The sequence below is a fragment of the Streptomyces viridosporus genome, from assembly GCF_002078235.1.
GTDB classification, from domain to species: domain Bacteria; phylum Actinomycetota; class Actinomycetes; order Streptomycetales; family Streptomycetaceae; genus Streptomyces; species Streptomyces viridosporus.
In genome coordinates, this window is record NZ_MSGP01000695.1 from 1 (window position 1) to 1029 (window position 1029).

Below are 1029 nucleotides of genomic sequence, written 5' to 3' on the forward strand. Positions count from 1 at the left end.
CCGGTGGTGCGCAGCCAGGCGTCGGCCCAGGCGTGGACGTCGCGGTCGGTGGCGGCGGCGAGGGAGTCGATGAAGTCGGCGAGGGTGGCGTTGGCGAACTTGTGCCGCTGGAAGTGGATGTTGATGCCGGCGAGGAAGTCCTTCTCGCCGAGCCAGGCGACGAGCTGGCGCAGGGCGGAGGCGCCCTTGGCGTAGGAGATGCCGTCGAAGTTGAGCAGTGCGGAGGCGGTGTCCTCCACGTCTCCGGGGGCGACGGGGTGGGTGGAGGGGCGCTGGTCGGCGTCGTAGCCCCAGGCCTTGCCGGCGACGCCGAAGTTGGTCCAGGTGTCCGTGAAGCGGGTGGCCTCGGTGAGGATCTGGTAGCCCATGTACTCGGCGAAGGACTCGTTCAGCCAGATGTCGTCCCACCAGGTGAGGGTGACGAGGTCGCCGAACCACATGTGGGCCATCTCGTGCGCGACGACCCTGGCGCGGGTCTGGCGTTCGGTGTCGGTGACGGCGGAGCGGTAGACGAACTCGTCGCGGAAGGTGACCAGTCCGGGGTTCTCCATGGCGCCCGCGTTGAACTCGGGTACGAAGGCCTGGTCGTAGGAGTCGAAGGGGTAGGGCTCCTCGAACTTCTCGTGGTAGCGGTCGAAGCACGCGCGGGTGATGTCGAGGAGTTCGTCGGCGTCGGCGTCCAGGTGGGGGGCGAGCGAGCGGCGGCAGTGGATGCCGAAGGGCAGGCCGCGGTGCTCGGTGCGCACGGAGTGCCAGGGGCCGGCGGCGACGGCGACGAGGTAGGTGGAGATCGGTGGGGTGGGGGCGGCCTTCCAGACGCCGTCGCCGGTGTGCTCGGTGACGCTGTTGGCGAGGACGGTCCAGTCCTCGGGGGCGGTGACGGCGAGTTCGAAGACGGCCTTGAGGTCGGGCTGGTCGAAGGCGGCGAAGACGCGCTGCACGTCGTCCAGGAAGAGCTGGGTGTAGACGTAGGTCCGGCCGTCGGCGGGGTCGGTGAAGCGGTGCATGCCCTCGCCGGTGCGGGAGTAG

The 1029-nt window shown here is 69.7% G+C and carries 1 protein-coding gene; it reads right to left on the reverse strand.

What is annotated here, in order from left to right:
• Positions 1–1029, reverse strand: a 1029-nt coding sequence (gene pepN / locus B7L92_RS35980) for an aminopeptidase N (protein WP_255311301.1), incomplete at both ends; no start/stop codon positions are given.